Here is a 15430-nt window from a genome sequence, read left to right on the forward strand (position 1 = left end):
TTGCGGGTAGTTGATCGATGCCGAAAAGTTTGTACGAAAAATTGTGGGAAAGCCATGTCGTCCATGAAGAGCAAGACGGCACGGCGCTGATTTATATTGACCGTCATCTGGTGCATGAGGTGACGAGTCCGCAGGCCTTCGAGGGGCTTAAGCTGGCCGGACGCAGCCCATGGCGTGTTTCTTCGATCGTGGCGACCGCTGATCACAATACGCCGACGGATCGTTGGGAATGCGGTATCGAAGATCCCGTGTCGCGTTTGCAGGTCGAAACGCTCGATGCGAATATCCGCGAAACGGGCGCGCTGGCTTATTTCCCTTTCAAGGACCGGCGGCAAGGCGTGATTCATGTGATCGGCCCGGAAAACGGCGCCATCCTGCCGGGGATGACGGTCGTGTGCGGTGATTCGCATACCAGCACGCACGGCGCATTCGCCTGCATGGCGCTGGGTATCGGCACTTCGGAGGTCGAGCATGTGCTGGCGACGCAGTGTTTGCTGCAAAAAAAATCAAAGACGCTGTTGATCCGTGTCAATGGCCGGTTGGGCACGGGAGTGACGGCCAAGGATATTGCACTGGCGGTGATTGGCGGCATCGGCACGGCGGGGGGAACGGGCTACGCCATTGAGTTTGCTGGCAGCGCCGTGCGCAGCTTGTCGATGGAGGGGCGCATGACCCTGTGCAATATGGCGATCGAGGCCGGCGCGCGCATGGGCTTCGTCGGCGTCGATGAGGTGACGATCGACTACCTGAAGGGGCGCGATTTCGCGCCGAAAGACGGTCTGTGGGACGCTGCCGTTGCTTACTGGCGGACCTTGCATAGCGATGAAGGCGCGCATTTTGACCGAATCGTCGAACTGTGCGGTGAAGACATCCAGCCGCAGGTGACGTGGGGAACTTCGCCGGAAATGGTTGTCCCGGTGGGCGGTAAGGTGCCCGATCCGGCGCGGGAAAGCGACCCGATTCGGCGCGAGGCTATTGAACGCGCCTTGCAGTACATGGGGCTGAACCCCAACATGCCGGTTGATGCGATTCCAGTAGACAAGATTTTCATCGGCTCCTGCACCAATTCGCGCATTGAGGATTTGCGTGCGGCAGCGCAGGTGTTGAAAGGGCGAAAAATTGCCGCCAACATCAAACAGGCGCTGGCAGTGCCCGGTTCCGGGCTGGTGCGTGAGCAGGCCGAGCGAGAGGGGTTGGATCGAGTGTTTATCGAAGCGGGTTTCGAGTGGCGCCAGCCGGGCTGCTCGATGTGCCTGGCGATGAACGCTGATCGGCTATTCCCGGGCGAGCGCTGTGCCTCGACCTCGAACCGAAATTTCGAGGGCCGTCAGGGCGCGGGCAGCCGTACGCATCTAGTGAGTCCGGCAATGGCGGCGGCGGCGGCGATCGCCGGTCATTTCGTCGATGTTCGTAATTTATTGCAAGGAGGCTGATATGAAAAAAATCGTAAGCGTGCTCGCTATCATGGCATCCCTGATGGCGCTTTCCGCCTGTAATACGGTGCAGGGCGTTGGACGGGATATCGAACGCGGTGGTCAGGCTATCGAACGTGCGGCGCGATAAGCGCAAAACCCGGTCATGGAGAAATTCGATCGCCTGGAAGGCTTGGTGGCGCCGCTCGACCGCGTCAACGTCGATACCGACGCCATCATCCCCAAGCAGTTCTTGAAGTCAATCAAACGCTCAGGGTTTGGCCCAAATCTGTTTGATGAATGGCGCTATATGGATGTCGGTCAGCCGGGAGAGGACTGCTCCCAACGTCCCCGGAACCCTGGTTTTGTGCTCAACCAGCCGCGCTACCAGGGCGCGACGATTCTGCTCACGCGCAAAAATTTCGGTTGTGGCAGTTCGCGTGAGCATGCGCCCTGGGCTTTGCTTGACTACGGTTTTCGCGTCATTCTGGCCGAGAGTTTTGCCGACATTTTTTTCAACAACTGTTTTAAGAACGGCATTTTGCCGATTACGCAGCCGGCTGAAGAAATTGAGTCACTGTTCCGGGATGTGGAAGCTACGCCCGGTTTCCGGCTAACGGTCGATCTACCGTCCCAGACAGTGGCATGCCCGGATGGACATGTGCTCCGTTTCGACATTGATCCGTTCCGCAAGGAGTGCCTGCTCAACGGCTGGGACGATATTGGCCTGACCTTGCGCCATGCCGACAAAATCCGCGCGTTTGAGGAACGTCGGCGCGCCAGTCAGCCATGGCTGTTTGCATGATGGTCAAAGAAAAGACGCAAAATAAAAGGAAACGCGAGTGAAAATCTGTGTTCTACCGGGTGATGGCATTGGTGTTGAGATTACGGCGCAGGCCGTGCGTGTGCTCGAAGCGCTTGGCTTGAGCTTTGAAATAGAACATGCGCTGCTGGGGGGCTGTGCGGTAGATGCGACGGGAGATCCTTATCCGGAAGCGACACAAAAGCTGGCGCAAGCCGCCGATGCTGTGTTGCTTGGCGCTGTTGGCGGGCCGAAATGGGACGGGTTGCCGCGTGAACAGCGGCCGGAACGCGGATTGCTCGGCATCCGCAAGCAACTCGGCCTATTCGCTAACCTGCGCCCGGCGGTGTTGTATCCCGAGCTATCGAATGCTTCGACACTCAAGCCGGAAGTCGTATCGGGGTTAGATATTCTGATCGTGCGCGAATTGACGGGCGATATCTATTTCGGTCAGCCGCGCGGTATTGAATTGCGCTCGATTGATGGCGTACAGCAGCGCTATGGCTATAACACCATGCATTACGACGAAGGAGAAATCCGTCGTATTGGCCGCGTGGCTTTCGAAGCGGCGCGCAAGCGCGGCAAGCGACTGTGTTCAGTCGATAAAATGAACGTGCTGGAGACGACGCAATTGTGGCGTGACGTGATGAATGAACTGGCGCCCGAGTATCCGGAGGTGGCGCTGACGCACATGCTGGTCGACAATTGCGCCATGCAACTGGTGCGTGCGCCGAAGCAGTTTGATGTGATCGTCACCGGCAATATGTTCGGTGACATTCTTTCGGATGAGGCGTCGATGTTGACGGGTTCCATCGGTATGTTGCCTTCGGCTTCACTGGATGCGAACAATAAAGGCTTGTACGAACCGAGTCACGGCTCGGCGCCGGATATTGCGGGCAAAGACCTTGCCAATCCACTGGCGACGATTCTGTCGGCAGCGATGATGTTGCGTTATACCTTCGCTCTGGAGGAGGCTGCACAACGTGTCGAAACGGCAGTCAAAAAGGTGTTGGCGCAAGGCTATCGTACAAGCGATATCTATGAACCGGGAACCCAAAAGTTGGGCACAAGGGAAATGGGTGAGGCCGTGTTGAAAAATCTGTAAGAAACGCGATGAAGTAATCCGGATTTGCTTGTGTTTTGATTTTTTGTTTTTACGATTTCTACGATTTTTAGGTTAAGGAATGACAATGAAAAAAGTCGGTCTGGTTGGGTGGCGCGGCATGGTGGGATCGGTGCTGATGCAGCGCATGGTGGAAGAGGGCGATTTTGCCCATATTGACCCTGTGTATTTTTCAACTTCTTCAGCGGGCAGCAAGGCCCCATCGCTGGGCGGCAAGGAGGGCGGTGTGTTGCACGATGCAATGTCCGTTGAAACGCTCAAACAAATGGACATTATCGTTACCTGCCAAGGCGGCGATTACACCAAGGAGATCTTTCCAAAGCTCAGGGCAGCGGGCTGGAATGGTCACTGGATCGATGCGGCATCGACACTGCGTATGGACAAGGAGGCAGTGATTGTCCTTGACCCAGCCAATTTACACGTCATCAAAGATGCGCTGGCTAAAGGGGGGAAAAACTGGATTGGTGGTAATTGTACGGTTTCGCTGATGCTGATGGGCTTGGGCGGATTGTTCCGCCAAGGCCTTATCGAATGGGTGTCGGCAATGACCTATCAGGCAGCCTCCGGCGCGGGCGCGCAAAACATGCGCGAGCTGCTCGAACAGATGGGGGCGCTGCATGAGGCAGTCAAAACGGAGTTGTCCAATCCTGCTTCGGCGATTCTTGATATTGATCGCAAGGTGGCTGAAACGATGCGCTCCCCCGCTTTTCCAACCAAAAATTTCCGCAATACGGCATTGGCTGGCAGCCTGATTCCCTGGATCGACGTGGCTTACGAACATGGACAATCGAAGGAAGAGTGGAAGGGTGGTGCCGAATGCAACAAGATTCTTGGCCTGCCGCCGTTCCGTTCGCCTGGCAGTATTCCGGTGGATGGGCTATGCGTGCGTATTGGCGCAATGCGTTGCCATTCACAGGGGCTGACGATCAAACTCAAAAAAGATGTGCCGGTCGATGAAATTGCTGACATCATTGCCAAAAGCAATCAATGGGCCAAGGTTGTCCCCAACGAACGCGAACTGAGCGAACGCGAACTGACGCCTGCCGCCGTGACGGGCACGCTGACCGTGCCAGTCGGCCGTCTGCACAAGCTGGCGATGGGGCCGCAATACCTTGGGGCTTTTACGGTGGGTGACCAATTGCTCTGGGGGGCGTCCGAACCTTTACGCCGAATGCTGCGTATCTTGCTCGACTGAAATCTGCCCGATTCAATGCCGTTGTGTTGTCGATATGACAAAATCGGGGCTTATGCCCTGATTTTTTTACAACGTTCTTAAGTTTAGAAGCATGTTTAGCTTGCATGCCTAACTCCATGATGTTAATTTAATATTTCCAATAAAAGAAGTTCAGGGTGTGCCGTGAAAAATAATTCTTGTGGATTTACTAAGCCCTTAGGCTTGCGTGTGTCGGTTGCCGCTGTCGCGTCCAGCTTGGCGTTTTTGGCAATTCCGGGACAAGTTTCTGCTGCAGGACTGGGAAAAGTAGTCGTCTTTTCAGCGCTAGGACAGCCTCTGCGTGCGGAAATTGAAGTCAATGCAACGGCGGCAGAGTTGTCCGGCATGCGCGCGCAGCTGGCTTCGCAAGAGGCGTTTAAACAGGCGGGGCTCGACTACACGACATCGTTGCGCGGGATCACATTTACGCTCGACAGACGAGCCGGTAAAAAACCAGTGATCCGGGTTGCTTCGGATACACCGATTAGCGAACCATTGGTTGATGTGTTGGTTGAACTGAATTGGCCGACAGGTCGCTTAGTGCGTGAATATACGTTCTTGCTCGATCCGCCTGAGGTTGCACTTAAAAATACACGGGTTGCGACTGTGCCAGTCGTATCTGCAACATCCTCGCCAAGGCAGTCCACGGTGACTTCTTCTTCATCTTCCTCGATTTCGGAAGAGACTCGTGCGCGTGCCATAGCTGCAGTGCAAGGGCAAGGATATGCGCGCATTGCCAGCGGCAGTCAGGCGTCGGCGCCAGCAATGTCCGTCAAAACAAGGACAGCAAGCGCTCCTGCAGCCAATACTGGCGGTGCTGGCGGCGATACCTATGTCGTCAAACAGGGCGATACCCTCCACAAGATTGCTGGAGAGACTCGCCCAGATGGCGTGACATTGGAGCAAATGTTGATTGGTCTGTTGCATGCCAACCAGCAGGCGTTTGGCGGTGGCAACATGAATCGTCTGAAGACAGGAAAAACTTTGACGATTCCTGACAAGGGTACTGTTGAATCGATTTCACCTAGAGAAGCAAGAAGAATCGTCGCTACACAGACGGCTGAATGGCATGCCTATCGCAGCAGGCTGGCGTCTATTGCGGCAAAATCACCTGCTGCGGATAGCGAGGCGCGTCAGGGCGTCGCCGGCAAGATTACGGCAAAAGTCGAAGATAGATTCCCAGAACCGGGAGAATCCGGGGATCAGGTCAAGGTATCCGGGTCTGGGGCCGGGAAGTCTGGTCGAGGGCAGAGTGCCGGGAGAGAGGATGCCATTGCACGGGATAAAGCACTCAAAGAGGCGAATGAACGTGTAGCAATGCTGGAGCAGAATGTTGCTAAATTGCAGCAATTGCTTGAACTGAAAGATCAAACACTTGCCGAGTTGCAGAAACAAGCCGATACAACCCAAGGAAAGAGTGCGGCGCCTGCTTCTGAACCGACACGCCCAGCAGTTGTTGAGCCACCTAAACCTGCCCTTGAATCTTCCGCAGCCCCTACTTTGCTAGCCGCTGGCTCGGCGGAACCACCGATTGATGCTGCACAGTCGCCGACAACTCCAACAGTTCCGGCTAGTCAGCCAGAAACACAGGCACAAACATCCGTCCCATCAGCAGAGGCTCAGCCTGCAGCAGAGGAGCCACCCGCGCCCAAGCGCCCGGTAGCGCCATCTCAACCAACGGCACCGGAACCGAGTTTTTTTGAATCTTTGCTAGAAGACCCAATGCTTCTGGCCGGTGGTGGCGGGATTCTGGCATTGCTATTAGGGGGGTGGTTGTTTCTACGCCACCGGAAATCGAATAACGCTGGGCAGTCATCGTTGGACCCTTTGAGTCTGTCGACGCCATCTGTCAGCGGCAGCAACCTAACGGCTAATTCTGTATTTCGTAATACCGGTGGGCAAAGTGTCGATACCTCGCATACTTCGCAAACTGATTTTAGCCAAGCCAGCCCTGGCAGTATCGACACCGAAGAGGTTGATCCGGTAGAGGAAGCCGATGTTTACATGGCTTATGGGCGTGATGCGCAGGCAGAGGAAATCCTTCTTGAAGCCAAGCGCAAAGAACCCTTTCCAACGGCCATCAATTTGAAGTTGCTGGAGATTTATGCCAATCGTAAAGATGCAAAACAGGTCGATGCGGTGGCGAAGGAATTATATGCCGCTACCGGCGGCAGGGGGGCGGACTGGGAGAAGGCGGTAACGATCGGTCAGCGCTTTGCACCGGAGAATCCGTTATTTGGCGGGGTAACATCAAATCCCGCCGCGTCGATGGCATCAAGAGATCCCGTTACCGCTACGCCAAGCACCCCGCCAGCAGGGAGAGCACCATTACAACAGGCTACGGCAGCAGCTGCCTCTTCGGTAGCAAGTGGTAGTGCGAATACAAAATCCGAGGCATCGTCACTATTCGAAACGACGCTTGATATGAGCAGTCTGGACTTCGATCTTGGTGCAGGGAAGACGGATGCGGCCGGGCAAGCAGCAGCCTCTGCGACGAGGACGCAAGCTTTGGATTTTAGCCTGGATACGTCGCCTGCACCTGCATCGCAAGTTCAGTCCCAGCCTGCAGCGAAGGAACCATTATCGACATCTTCTATGCTTGACTTTAGTTTGCCTGAGTCAGGAACGGATCAGACACCTGCACCTAAAGCCGATGCGACGGCACCTCTGGCTAACGACCTTGAGTTTGATGTTGATCTAACGGCATCAACTTTCTTGGGCAACCAAATGCCACGACCGGATTCTGACGTTGCTTCCCGAGCTGCGTCACCCAAGACATCGCCGATCGACATGAGTTCGATAGACCTTAATCTTGAAGCGACACAGCCCGTTGCACGAGTCATGGGTGATGGGGCAACACAATCGGCTGCAGTCGTCAATCCAGAGTCAGGCGTTGGGACGAATGAAGATGTATCGACCAAGCTTGACTTAGCCAAAGCCTACGAAGAGATGGGTGATGTGGATGGTGCACGTGAATTACTGCGAGAAGTGGCCAAGGAGGGCAATTCCGAGCAGCGCGAGAAAGCCAATGAACTTTTGGCTCGACTCGGCAATTAATACCTCCGGCGAGAGGTAAAATACAGCCGCAATCCGTTTGGATTGCGGCTTTTTTCTTTGGGAAGCGCTGAAGATAAATAGGTCGAATACTAGACGAACCTAGACACTGTTATAGCCAGTGAAGTTAATTTTTCATATAAGACAGCGATCCAAAGACAGTATAAGAACTACGGCAGGGACAAACACATGCTGCCGATACAAGAAATAGTCGAGACTCTCCGTTCACAATTTCTGCGCGGGTGTGATGTACATATTGCCTGTCGCGGCATTGCGGCATTAGCGGAGTGGGTGTCTTGTACCCATAAAAATAGTCAAGCCCGGAGGATTTGCCTTGTCTTGCTCAAACTACTGCATACTGGTTGTACTGCCTGCGGATTGGTGTTTTGCCGATTTGCTTTTTCGGGGCTGACGGCGTATCGGAGCTGAAATCGGTATGCGGATTGCGCTTGGCATTGAATATAATGGCTCCGAGTTTCGGGGCTGGCAGACGCAGCCTGGTGGTGGCACCGTGCAGGATTCGTTAGAAACTGCGTTAACGCAGATTGCTGGTATGCCGATTGGCGTCGTGTGCGCCGGTCGTACCGATGCCGGGGTTCATGCAATAGGGCAGGTCGTGCATTTTGATGCCCCGGTTGCACGGCCGCTGACCGCTTGGGTGCGTGGCGCTAATACTTTTTTGCCGCCTGCGGTTGCTGTGCACTGGGCACAACCGGTCAGCGATGATTTTCACGCGCGCTTTTCCGCTACTGCACGGCACTACCGTTACCTGCTGCTTAATCGCCCGCAACGGCCCGGCATCGAACATGGACGTATAGGTTGGTATCATCATCCGCTCGATATCGAACGGATGCAACAGGCGGCTACGCAGATTGTTGGCGAACACGATTTTTCTGCTTTTCGTGCCGCAGAGTGTCAGGCCAAGACGCCTATCAGGACGATATATGCGGCCCAGGTCAGACGATATGGTGAACTCTTCATTTTCGACTTCGAGGCCAATGCGTTTTTACAGCACATGGTGCGTAATCTGGTTGGGAGTCTGGTTTTTATTGGTCAGGGCAAACAGTCGATCGACTGGATGCTCGAATTATTAGCAACAAAAAATCGTCGCTTGGCTGCCCCGACGTTTGCAGCAGACGGCCTCTATCTTGTTGGCGTGCGCTATGACGCATGTTGGGGAATTCCTGGAATGAAAGGGTCAATGGCAGAAATGATGCCCGCATGGATAGGAGCATGAGGTTAATGACGCGCATCAAAATATGCGGACTGACACGCCCTCAGGATGTTGATGCTGCTGTGGCCGCGGGCGCTGATGCCATTGGGCTGGTGTTTTATCCAGCCAGCCCGCGCTATATCGATCTGGCGCGGGCAATAGAACTTATCCGGCACGTACCGCCATTCGTCGATATCGTCGGCCTATTTGTTAACGCTGCGCCGACGCAGGTGCGCGCAGTGCTGGCCGCTATTCCGGTTCATTTACTGCAATTTCATGGCGATGAAGATGACGCCTATTGCCGCCAGTTCGGTCGCCCATTCCTTAAGGCAGTGCGTGTTTGCCCGGATATCGATTTGCCAGGTCAGATGGCAGCATTTCCTTCCGCCCAGGCGATCCTTCTCGATGCCTTCGTTGAAGGTTATGGTGGTAGCGGCCAAGCCTTTGATTGGACGCTGGTTCCGCGTGAACTGCCTAAGCCAATCGTTCTTTCTGGTGGGCTTGATGCAAACAATGTCGGCGATGCCATTCGGCGTGTGCATCCGGCCGCCGTGGATGTCTCTTCGGGCGTGGAATCGGGTAAGGGCATCAAAGATGCGGAAAAAATGCGCGCCTTTGTGATAGCTGTACACCGCGCCGATATGCAGTGATAGAATGCACACACCTCCTTGAAATTCAAAGCGCCTCTTTCCGGCGTTTCTTTTGAATATTCTTGGTGTTTGATACATCCCGGTTGCCTGATTATATTTTCATCATTATCTCGTCCTGACCCAAACGATGCGAAAAACTCCTGGCGGACGTACCCGTGACTGGTGGCGGCGATCCTACGCTGACCATACTTGGCGCTGAAAGCACGTTAAGCGCGTGTTGAACGCGCCATTGCAAGCCTGTCATTGACGGCGCAGCCCATTCTCAATTTTAGTTCCCCTTTTCTACGGGTTTGCGCCTTTTGTGCGACGTGTATTACGTCCCTGTCTTCAGGAGAACTCATGAACTCATCTTACGATTTACCGGATGCCAGCGGCCATTTTGGCCGCTACGGTGGCATTTTTGTTGCCGAGACACTGATTCCGGCGCTGGAAGAATTAAAAACCGCCTATTTTGCGGCGCAACGCGATCCGGTATTTATTGCCGAATTCGAGCATGATCTCAAGCATTATGTCGGCCGTCCCAGTCCGATCTACCACGCAAAACGTCTGTCCGACGAGCTCGGTGGTGCCCAGATTTATCTCAAACGGGAGGACCTTAACCATACCGGCGCACACAAAGTGAATAACTGCGTCGGTCAGGCGCTACTGGCGCGGCGCATGGGAAAACGGCGCGTCATTGCCGAAACGGGCGCCGGACAGCACGGCGTCGCAACGGCGACGGTCGCGGCCCGCTATGGCATGGAATGTGTCATCTATATGGGGGCAGAAGATATTCGGCGGCAAGCAGCCAACGTGTATCGCATGAAGCTGCTGGGTGCGAGTGTCGTACCGGTGGAATCCGGCTCAAAAACACTCAAAGACGCGATGAACGAAGCGATGCGCGACTGGGCGAAAAATGTATCGACGACTTTCTATGTGATCGGTACCGTGGCCGGGCCGCATCCTTACCCAATGCTGGTGCGTAATTTTCAATCGGTTATCGGCCGTGAAGCCGTGGCCCAGATGCAGGAACAATGCGGCCGTCAGCCTGATGCCGTTATTGCCTGCGTTGGCGGTGGATCCAACGCAATGGGCATTTTTCATGACTACATCGAACGGCGCAGCGTGCGCCTAATCGGCGTCGAAGCGGCGGGCGAGGGCATCGCTACCGGACGACATGCCGCACCGCTGACCGCAAACGCCAGGGTCGGCGTGCTGCACGGCAACCGAACTTGTCTGATGCAGGATGAGAACGGCCAGATTATTGAAACGCATTCAATTTCTGCGGGACTCGATTATCCCGGCGTCGGGCCGGAACATGCATGGCTCAAGGACAGCGGGCGCGCAGAATATGTGGCAGTCACGGATGATGAGGCGCTGGCGGCTTTTCATGCACTTTGCCGGCTGGAAGGCATTATCCCGGCGCTTGAATCAAGCCATGCCGTTGCGCAAGCCATCAAGCTCGCGCCAACGCTAGGCAAGGATGCGATTCTGCTTGTCAATCTTTCTGGCCGCGGTGATAAGGACATGCATACTGTGGCCGAAAAATCCGGCATTGTGTTGTAAGGAGGCGCGCTATGTCCAAACTATCTGCAACGTTCGATCGCCTGCAGGCACAAGGCCGCAAGGCGTTGATTCCTTTCATTACTGCCGGAGATCCCGATCCGGCGCTGACCGTACCGCTGATGCATACGCTGGTCGAATCCGGCGCCGACATCATCGAACTGGGCGTGCCGTTTTCCGACCCGATGGCCGACGGCCCAACCATTCAGCGCGCCTCCGAGCGTGCGCTGGCCAAGGGTGTCAGCTTACGCGGCGTGCTTGACATGGTCGCCCAATTCCGCCAGCGCAACCGGGAAACCCCGGTGGTCCTGATGGGCTATGCCAATCCGTTCGAAACGATAGGCGTCGAAGCATTCGCTCTAGCGGCGCGTGCGGCGGATGTCGATGGCGTCATCGTTGTCGATTATCCGCCGGAAGAGGCAAGCGAATTTGTCCAGACGATGCAGGCCAATGCGATTGATCCGATCTTTTTGCTTGCACCAACATCGACACCAGAGCGCATCGCGCAGGTTGCCCACCTGGCGCGCGGCTACATCTATTATGTTTCACTCACGGGGGTTACCGGCTCGACCGCGCTCGACGTACACGCCGTCGCGGCGCGCATTCCGGAAATCCGCGCTGTTACCGGAGTGCCGGTGGGGGTCGGTTTTGGCATCCGTGATGCGCAAACGGCAGGCGCAATAGCTCAGGTAGCCGATGCCGTCATTGTAGGCAGCCGCATCATCGAAGAAATTGAACGCTCAACGCCGGATACCGTCATTGCCCGCATCAGTACTCTGGTGAGTGAATTGCGGCGGGGTGTAGATAACCCTAATAAAAATAATGAGCTTGTATAATATTTTTGTTTATTTATATAAAAATTTACAGATAACAGGAGTTAATTAATTGAGCATTGAATCTATAAGTTGTACTAATTCTGGCTGTAATTCGGTAATTAATATATATAATAAAAATTCAATTGAATATTTGTTTAGTAGGCTTACAAACCTGTTTCGGCTATCAATACTTGCTGGAGACAGTGCGGCCCAGTATTGGGCAGATATCGCAACTTCTTCAGAGCATCCATTGGCCCCGTTAGCGCATATTCCCGGAGTATTTGCAGCACTTTGGACACCTAATACAGCACCGAGTACAGCAATAACACTAGGAACAAGTGGTTTCGGTTTTTTCGGTCTACCCAAACATTTAGTTCACTTTACAACAATACAGGGAGCACGAGGTATTGCCACAGCATCGAGCGTCAATGCAACCCGGATAGGACTTTTTGGTCCAGGAGTCTATATGGCAAAAACAGGAAGGCCTGTGAATCTTTTTATTCAAAGCGCCGCAAAAATTCCTATTTATTTGCCAACGCCAAGAGGAACAGTTCGGATTGTTCCATACTTGGTATATGTTAGATGGGGACTAAGTCCTATTAAAATTCCTTAAAGGTAATATTTTATGTATAACTTGATAAAAATATTATGTATATGTTGGGCTTGGGGATGTTGGGCTTGGGTGATTTATAGTACTCAATGGGTCTGGTTAATTATTTCATTTGTCCCGTATTTCATATTTACTAGTTTTGGCCATCTTTTGAAAAGATAAAGATAAAAATAGAAAAGTCAATTATCCATGCTTCCATCCATAAAACCCGATTCTTTGCCGGATTGGCTGGCATATCTTGAAAGCCTGCATCCGAAAGGGCAAGCCGGCATCGAGCTGGGATTGACGCGCATTATGCGCGTCAAGGTGGCATTGGCGCAGGTGCAGCATTGCCCGCTGATTATCGTGGGGGGCACAAATGGCAAGGGTTCGACCTGTGCGTATCTGGAATCGATTTATCGTGCCTCGGGCTACCGGACAGGCTGTTACACCTCGCCGCATCTGCTGGCATACAACGAGCGCGTGCGCATTGATGGCGTACCTGTAGCGGATGCGGATTTATGCGCCGCGTTTGTGCGTGTTGAGGCGGCGCGGCAACGGGCCAGCAACGTAATGCTGACCTATTTTGAATTTGGCACGCTGGCTGCGTGGGAGATTTTTTCTGCCCGGCGGGTCGAAGCGGCGATTCTTGAAGTAGGGCTGGGTGGGCGTCTCGATGCCGTCAATATCTACACGCCGGATTGCGCTATCGTGACCGGTATTGCGCTGGATCATACCGATTGGCTGGGCGCAACGCGTGAGGCGATTGGTTTCGAGAAGGCGGGAATTTTCCGCGCTGGGCGGCCGGCAATCTGCGCCGACGCCGAACCCCCGCAATCCCTGCGCAATCATGCAGCCACGCTGGGCGCCGACTTACGGCTGATTGGCCGGGATTTTTCCTTCCGCCGCGGCAATGCAGACTGGTCTTTCGTCTCCAGTGAAGGTGTATTCGAGCCTCTGCCTTTTCCTGTCCTGCGCGGTGATTTTCAGTTGCGCAACGCGGCGGCGGCGCTGGCGGCGGTGCACTGCTTGCAGAAACGTCTGCCGACGACGCTTGCAGCCCTTGCGCAAGGGATTTGCAATGCGCGTGTACGCGGGCGTTTTGAGCGTGTGCAGGAGAAGCCAGCGATTATTCTCGACGTGGCGCACAATCCCCAGGCTATCGGCGAATTGGCGCGCAATCTTGACGAGATGCCTGTCGCGGGAAAAACGTTGGCCGTTGTTGGTATGCTGGCGGACAAGGATATTGCTGGCGCACTTGCGGCGTTGGACGGAAAGATCGACGTCTGGCTGCTGACAAGCCTGCCGGAAACGCCGCGCGGCGCACCTGCCAGTACGATACGCGACGCCGTCATCGGGCTGGGGGGGCAGATTGAACTGTTTCCTGCGCCGGCGGCGGCATTTGACCGTGCGGCCGGCCTGGCAGGGGAAAATGATAGAATTATTGTCTGTGGGTCGTTCTATACGGTGGCGGCAGCGATACGCGCCTTGGACAGTTCTGCCGGCCGTGCGGAATGCCTGCTTCACGCTTAGTAATTCCCTCAACTTTTTGCACTGATAATGCCAAACACCCAATCCTCAGATGATGATCTGCTTTTAAAAAGAAGGGCACGCCGCCGTTTGCTTGGCGCAGCAGCTTTCGCGGGTTTCGCCGCTGTCGTGTTACCGATGGTGATGGACAAAGAACCAAAACAGCAGGTGCAGGACATCCAGATTCGTATTCCCGGGCAGGACCAGACGACTTTTACGCCACGGATCGAGCGCCAGATCAAGGGGCAGCCACCGAAGAAATCGGGCGAAGGACCGACAGAAGAAAGCGCTGGTAAGGACATCGTGCAGCCGGCGGAAATACCTTCGGAACACACGGCGGATAACGTGAATAACGCAGCCGCAAAGGTTACGGAGAAGGCGGCAAATCACGCGACTACTCAAAAAACGCCAAAAACGGAAAAAATTGTCGAGCAAAAGATTGATAAGCCAGAAAAACGGGAAAAGCTGAATAAAACACCGGATAAAGCATCAGATAAAACACCAGATAAATCTGCAAAAACAGCTGAGAAAAAACCGGAAAAGACGCCGGAAAAAACGGCCGAGAAGCCTGCTGAAAGCACTGCTGAAAAAAATGGCGCCAAAGCACAGAACACCGATGCGGAACACACGGCAAAACGCACGCGCGCCGAAGAAGCCCGTCGTGCCGCCGCCGCGCTTGCCGGCAAAGATGTAGATACCGCAGGGAAAGCGAAAGAAGCAAAGGGGAAAACCAGCGCCGAGGCTGAAAAACCCGCCAAAAGCAGCGAACGTTACGTCATTCTGATCGGTACCTTCTCTAATACGGACAACGTCAAGCAGTTGCAGGAAAAACTTGGGGGACAGGGCATCCGGGTTTTTACTGAACCGATCGAATCCGGCAAGAAAACACGGGTACGCGCCGGCCCCTTCACCAGCCGTGATGCTGCCGAAAAAGCTGCGCAAAAAATGAAACAGATCGGCGTCAATGGGGTAATCACCGGAAAACCATGACTTATTTCGATTATTTTGTTATTGCCGTCCTCGTCATCTCGTTGCTGCTTGGGCTGTGGCGCGGCATGATCGGAGAGATTATCGCGCTGACCGCCTGGGTGTTGGCTTTCATCGCGGCGCGTGAATGGGGTGAAGAAGCGGCAACCATGTTCCTGGCGCGTATTACTGATCCGACGGTGCGTCTGCTTGTTGCCTGGACGCTAATCTTTATTGCCGTGCTTGCCCTGATGGCGCTGTTGCGCCTGCTGTTGCGCAGCCTGCTCAAGGCACTGGGAATGACCATTACCGACCGACTGCTCGGCCTGTTTTTCGGCCTGGCGCGCGGCGTTCTGATTCTTCTGATTCTGGTGGCGGCAGGCGGCATGACACCGCTGCCGCAAGAGCAATGGTGGCGCGAGGCGCAGTTTGCGCCGCCACTGGAAACAGTGGTACTCACTGGACGGCCCTGGTTGCCACCGGATGTCGCCGGACGGATTCGTTTTAGGTAGGGGTTTTAT

The 15430-nt window shown here is 54.6% G+C and carries 14 protein-coding genes; all 14 read left to right on the top strand.

Going from position 1 to position 15430, the window contains the following annotated elements; all coding sequences use genetic code 11:
* Window positions 1–17 precede the first annotated feature (17 nt).
* The 14 genes from leuC (at window position 18) to ABCS64_RS04480 (ending at window position 15421) form a co-directional block, all read left to right on the top strand.
* Entirely contained in the window at window positions 18–1433 is a 1416-nt protein-coding gene (leuC, locus tag ABCS64_RS04415; protein WP_418890693.1) for a 3-isopropylmalate dehydratase large subunit, read from the top strand.
* Between the two features lies 1 nt (window position 1434).
* Window positions 1435–1563 carry an entericidin A/B family lipoprotein gene (locus ABCS64_RS04420; RefSeq protein ID WP_418890694.1) on the top strand — a complete coding sequence of 43 codons (129 nt, stop codon included), beginning with the start codon at window positions 1435–1437 and terminating at the stop codon, window positions 1561–1563.
* Window positions 1564–1578: 15 nt separating this feature from the next.
* The gene (gene leuD / locus ABCS64_RS04425) at window positions 1579–2217 is read left to right on the top strand and encodes a 3-isopropylmalate dehydratase small subunit (RefSeq protein ID WP_418890695.1); all 639 of its coding nucleotides are present in this window, start codon (window positions 1579–1581) and stop codon (window positions 2215–2217) included.
* A gap of 37 nt (window positions 2218–2254) precedes the next feature.
* Window positions 2255–3319, top strand: a complete 1065-nt coding sequence (leuB, locus tag ABCS64_RS04430) for a 3-isopropylmalate dehydrogenase (RefSeq protein WP_418890696.1) — start codon at window positions 2255–2257, stop codon at window positions 3317–3319.
* Between the two features lie 85 nt (window positions 3320–3404).
* Window positions 3405–4532 carry an aspartate-semialdehyde dehydrogenase gene (gene asd, locus ABCS64_RS04435; RefSeq protein ID WP_418890697.1) on the top strand — a complete coding sequence of 376 codons (1128 nt, stop codon included), beginning with the start codon at window positions 3405–3407 and terminating at the stop codon, window positions 4530–4532.
* A 162-nt stretch (window positions 4533–4694) separates the two neighbouring features.
* Window positions 4695–7607 (top strand): motility hub landmark protein FimV, encoded by a 2913-nt coding sequence (locus tag ABCS64_RS04440; protein WP_418890698.1) that lies wholly within the window; start codon window positions 4695–4697, stop codon window positions 7605–7607.
* Between the two features lie 433 nt (window positions 7608–8040).
* Entirely contained in the window at window positions 8041–8841 is an 801-nt protein-coding gene (gene truA / locus ABCS64_RS04445) for a tRNA pseudouridine(38-40) synthase TruA (RefSeq protein ID WP_418890699.1), read from the top strand.
* On the top strand, window positions 8838–9467 hold the full coding sequence (locus ABCS64_RS04450) for a phosphoribosylanthranilate isomerase (protein WP_418890700.1): 630 nt from the start codon (window positions 8838–8840) through the stop codon (window positions 9465–9467). Before truA ends, ABCS64_RS04450 begins: the two co-directional genes overlap by 4 nt.
* Before the next feature lie 339 nt (window positions 9468–9806).
* The gene (gene trpB, locus ABCS64_RS04455) at window positions 9807–11012 is read left to right on the top strand and encodes a tryptophan synthase subunit beta (RefSeq protein WP_418890701.1); all 1206 of its coding nucleotides are present in this window, start codon (window positions 9807–9809) and stop codon (window positions 11010–11012) included.
* Between the two features lie 11 nt (window positions 11013–11023).
* On the top strand, window positions 11024–11845 hold the full coding sequence (gene trpA / locus ABCS64_RS04460; protein WP_418890702.1) for a tryptophan synthase subunit alpha: 822 nt from the start codon (window positions 11024–11026) through the stop codon (window positions 11843–11845).
* 49 nt (window positions 11846–11894) lie between these two features.
* A complete protein-coding gene (locus ABCS64_RS04465) occupies window positions 11895–12437 on the top strand; it encodes a hypothetical protein (protein ID WP_418890703.1) in 543 nt (180 codons plus the stop codon).
* 186 nt (window positions 12438–12623) lie between these two features.
* Window positions 12624–13946, top strand: a complete 1323-nt coding sequence (gene folC / locus ABCS64_RS04470) for a bifunctional tetrahydrofolate synthase/dihydrofolate synthase (RefSeq protein WP_418890704.1) — start codon at window positions 12624–12626, stop codon at window positions 13944–13946.
* Between the two features lie 27 nt (window positions 13947–13973).
* Window positions 13974–14933 (top strand): SPOR domain-containing protein, encoded by a 960-nt coding sequence (locus ABCS64_RS04475; RefSeq protein WP_418890705.1) that lies wholly within the window; start codon window positions 13974–13976, stop codon window positions 14931–14933.
* Entirely contained in the window at window positions 14930–15421 is a 492-nt protein-coding gene (locus tag ABCS64_RS04480) for a CvpA family protein (RefSeq protein WP_418890706.1), read from the top strand. Before ABCS64_RS04475 ends, ABCS64_RS04480 begins: the two co-directional genes overlap by 4 nt.
* Window positions 15422–15430 lie beyond the last annotated feature (9 nt).

Source organism: Dentiradicibacter hellwigii (assembly GCF_041770905.1).
Lineage (GTDB): Bacteria > Pseudomonadota > Gammaproteobacteria > Burkholderiales > Rhodocyclaceae > Propionivibrio > Propionivibrio hellwigii.

Coding starts and splice junctions, on each gene's coding strand:
- leuC (WP_418890693.1), top strand. CDS start 18: ATGCCGAAAAGTTTGTACGAAAAATTGTGGGAAAGCCATGTCGTCCAT.
- ABCS64_RS04420 (WP_418890694.1), top strand. CDS start 1,435: ATGAAAAAAATCGTAAGCGTGCTCGCTATCATGGCATCCCTGATGGCG.
- leuD (WP_418890695.1), top strand. CDS start 1,579: ATGGAGAAATTCGATCGCCTGGAAGGCTTGGTGGCGCCGCTCGACCGC.
- asd (WP_418890697.1), top strand. CDS start 3,405: ATGAAAAAAGTCGGTCTGGTTGGGTGGCGCGGCATGGTGGGATCGGTG.
- truA (WP_418890699.1), top strand. CDS start 8,041: ATGCGGATTGCGCTTGGCATTGAATATAATGGCTCCGAGTTTCGGGGC.
- ABCS64_RS04450 (WP_418890700.1), top strand. CDS start 8,838: ATGAGGTTAATGACGCGCATCAAAATATGCGGACTGACACGCCCTCAG.
- trpB (WP_418890701.1), top strand. CDS start 9,807: ATGAACTCATCTTACGATTTACCGGATGCCAGCGGCCATTTTGGCCGC.
- trpA (WP_418890702.1), top strand. CDS start 11,024: ATGTCCAAACTATCTGCAACGTTCGATCGCCTGCAGGCACAAGGCCGC.
- folC (WP_418890704.1), top strand. CDS start 12,624: ATGCTTCCATCCATAAAACCCGATTCTTTGCCGGATTGGCTGGCATAT.
- ABCS64_RS04475 (WP_418890705.1), top strand. CDS start 13,974: ATGCCAAACACCCAATCCTCAGATGATGATCTGCTTTTAAAAAGAAGG.
- ABCS64_RS04480 (WP_418890706.1), top strand. CDS start 14,930: ATGACTTATTTCGATTATTTTGTTATTGCCGTCCTCGTCATCTCGTTG.